Source organism: Luteibacter sp. P4_E6, from assembly GCF_056401535.1.
Window position 1 is genome coordinate 1 of the sequence record NZ_JBFUJE010000430.1, and the last position, 3376, is coordinate 3376.

Annotated in this window: 4 protein-coding genes; all 4 read left to right on the forward strand. The window is 65.2% G+C overall.

Annotation, left to right across the window (positions count from 1 at the left end):
* Positions 1-578, forward strand: a 578-nt coding sequence (locus AC1DT2_RS18605; protein WP_477297959.1) for an energy transducer TonB family protein, incomplete at its 5' end; no start/stop codon positions are given.
* A 56-nt stretch (positions 579-634) separates the two neighbouring features.
* A complete protein-coding gene (locus tag AC1DT2_RS18610; protein WP_477297960.1) occupies positions 635-2341 on the forward strand; it encodes a putative porin in 1707 nt (568 codons plus the stop codon).
* Between the two features lie 9 nt (positions 2342-2350).
* The gene (locus AC1DT2_RS18615; protein ID WP_477297961.1) at positions 2351-2974 is read left to right on the forward strand and encodes a hypothetical protein; all 624 of its coding nucleotides are present in this window, start codon (positions 2351-2353) and stop codon (positions 2972-2974) included.
* Positions 2975-3076: 102 nt separating this feature from the next.
* The coding region (locus AC1DT2_RS18620) for a hypothetical protein (protein WP_477297962.1) at positions 3077-3376 on the forward strand (300 nt) is incomplete at its 3' end.

Below are 3376 nucleotides of genomic sequence, written 5' to 3' on the forward strand. Positions count from 1 at the left end.
CCGGTAGCAGTGTTGGCGTGCGTCGCGAGGCGCCGCGCATCGCCACGATCACACCGTTGCCGCCACCGCCTCCGCCGCCGAAGGAAAAGCCGCCGGAGCCGAAGAAGGTCGAGGACGACATCAAGCCGATCGACAAGCCGCAGGACATCCCGCAGAAGCCGACGGATGCGCCCAAGCCCAGCAACGACGCGCCCAAGAGCGTCACCATCAACGGCGACGCCCAGGCCGGTAGCGACAACTTCAACATCGGCGCAGGCGACGGCGGCGGCATGGTCGGTTCCGGTGGCGGCAACGGCACGGGCACCGGCAGCTACGGCCAGTACCTCGGTTATGCCATCCAGCAGGCCGTGCAGCGCGACGACCGCGTCAACCGCCTGGCTTTCGACGTCCATGCGGATGTCTGGCTGGACGCCGACGGCAAGCTGACCCGCGCCGAGATCGTCAACGGCAGCGGCAACGCCAAGACCGACGAAGCCCTGCTCGAAGCCGTGCGCGCGATGCCGCGCATCGACGTGGCGCCGCCGGCGACGCTGCACTTCCCCGTGCGCGTGGCCATCCGCGGGAAGCGCCCCGTATGACGCCCGCCAAGCCAACCCCCTTTGAAACACACGCTTTGGAACCCCGGAGAGTTCGCATGACCATCGGAAAGGCCCGCCATCGACCCGCGCGAGCCATGCTGGCCCTCGCCATCGGGCTGTCGCTCTGCGCGGGCGCCGCTCAGGCGCAGAGTGCCGCGTCGGATAATGCCACCATCAACCTCGTGCGCCTGCTGGTGAAGCGCGGCGTGCTCACCCAGTCGGACGCCGACGGTCTTATCGCCCAGGCCAATGCCGAAGCCGCGCAGGCACAGAAGCTCGCCGGCACCGCCAACGCCGCGCCGGCCACGCCCGGCCAGGTGCGCGTCACTTATGTGCCGGAAGTGGTGCGCAACCAGATCAAGGACGAGCTCCGCCAGGAAGTGGTCGCCCAGGCCAGGACCGAGCATTGGGCCGAGCCGGGCAAGCTGCCCGAGTGGCTCGACCGCATCAGTTGGGCTGGCGACATGCGCGTGCGTGACGAGTTCCATTACTACGACAAGGGCAACGCCTCGCCCGTCGTGAACTTCGCCCAGCTCAATCGCACCGGTCCGTACGACCTCAACGGCGCGAACCCACCGCCGCTGCTGAATACGCTTGAAAACCGTACCAATTCGCTGCGCATTCGCGCGCGTCTAGGTGTGAACCTGGACCTGGGTGAAGGGGTGACGGGCGGAATTCGCATCGCTTCGGGCGACGACAACAACCCTGTGTCCACGACAGGGACCCTGGGTGGCGGACTGTCGAAGAAGAATATCTGGCTCGATCAGGCCTGGCTGGCATGGAAACCGACGGACTGGGCGCAGGTGGTCGGCGGCCGCATGCCCAACCCGTTCATGAGCACAGACCTGGTCTACTCGAACGACCTGAACTTCGACGGCATCGTCGGCAAGTTCAACGTGCCGATGTCCGACCAGCTCAGCACCTTCGCCAACGTCGGCATGTTCCCGATCGAATACCAGGCCGATGACTTCCCGACGCAGGAGGGTGTGAAGAGTCCCAGTCGCGACAAGTGGATGACCGGCGCTCAGCTCGGTGCCAGCTGGAAGTTCAACGAGGATACGCAGCTGAAGGCCGCGCTGGCCTATTACCGCTTCGACCACATGGGGGGGCAGCTTTCCTCGCCATGCTCGATCTATCTCGGTGTGACCGCCTGCGATACGGACTCGAGCCGCTCGGCCTTCATGCAGAAGGGCAACTCGCTGTTCCTGATCCGCGACATCGTGCCGGATCCCAACTCGCCTTCCAGCTACGCGCAGCCGCAATACGTCGGTCTGGTGTACGACTACCACGTGGCGGATGCCAATGCCCAGCTCGACACCAAGGTGGCCGATACGCCGCTGCGCATCGAAGCCGACTACATCCGCAACATGGCCTACCACCGCGCGGATGCCTTCCGCCCGGATGTCGGCCTGAATCGCCTTGTCAATAACTTCGGTGCAGGCGACTTCAGCGAGAACACTTACAAAAGCGGCCCGATCGGCTGGATGCTGCGCGCCACCCTCGGCGACGTGATTCCGCGTGCCTCCAGGGACTGGAACGTGAGCCTGGCCTACAAGTACCTCCAGCCCGACGCCACGTTGGATGGCCTCGCTGATGCCGACTTCCACCTTGGGGGCACGAATGCGAAGGGGTTCATCCTCACCGGTAGCTACGGTGTCTCGAAGAACGCGTGGCTCAGCCTTCGCTACTTCAACGCCAAGGAAGTGTTCGGTCCGCCGCTCTCGATCGACGTGTTCCAGCTCGACATGAATGCCCGGTTCTAAGGAGGCGATATGAAACGCACCCTCATCGCGCTGGTCCTGCTTGCCGTGTTCCCCGCGGCACAGGCACAAACCGCCAGCCTGGAAAGCCGCATGCGCGACCAGCTGCGGGAAACGCGCACGCAACTGCAGGACCTGCAGGCGCAGCAATCGCAATGGGCGGCAGAAAAGGCTGCGCTCGAAAAGGAGCGCGACGCCGCGAAGCAGGAAGCTGCAGCGGCGCATGCGACCAAGGCGGCCCCCGCGGTATCCCCGGAGGCCACGCGTGAATTGGCGGCCGAACGCCAGCGCCGCGAGGCAGCCGAGGCGAACCTGCAGCGAGGCAAAGCGGATGCCGATGCGCAGGCACTAGCGTCGCGCACGGCGGAAGCCGAGCGTGCACGCCTGGCCAAGGAGCTGGATCTGTCGAAAGGGCAGGTGGATGCCTGCACCGCGCGCAATGTGCAGATGTACCAGGTCGGCAAGGAAGTGATCGCCGCGTACGAAAACATCGATACGACCGACATCGTCAGCTCGCGCCAGCCGTTCGCGGCGAAATCGCGGGTAAAGCTTGAAAACGCAGCCCAGTCCTTCGGCGACAAGCTCTATGACCAGCGTTTCGATCCCCGTACCGGCCAGGCTTCGGCTACGAAATGAACCGGGACTCGTCAGCCCAGCGGTGGGGCGCAAAGGAATGTATCGGACATCGCAACGGACACGGACGTCTCTCTTTCATGCATACGGCCAGCGAGGCGCGCCATGTATCCCGACCATGATCTGTCATGCACACCCGAGTACCGCGCACCGAAGCCACGCGCCTCACGCGCGCGGGCCGAGGTCGACGCAAGGGTGGGCGGCATGAGCTGCCTGCATGCCCTGGCCGAGATGCTTCGCCAGCTGTACGCGGCGCGGCAGAACAAAGCCGCTGAGATCCTGATCGACCGTTGCTCGCGCGAGACGCTGGAGCAGCTGCTTGGGGAATCGTCGGCCTTCCTGGGCGGCCGCGTGCGTTACGCCGTCGACGACCGGCTGAAACACCGCAAGGCGACACAGGAAGAC

Bases quoted from the DNA above. Each gene is read 5' to 3' on its own strand.
- AC1DT2_RS18610 (WP_477297960.1), top strand. From the start codon at position 635: ATGACCATCGGAAAGGCCCGCCATCGACCCGCGCGAGCCATGCTGGCC.
- AC1DT2_RS18615 (WP_477297961.1), top strand. From the start codon at position 2,351: ATGAAACGCACCCTCATCGCGCTGGTCCTGCTTGCCGTGTTCCCCGCG.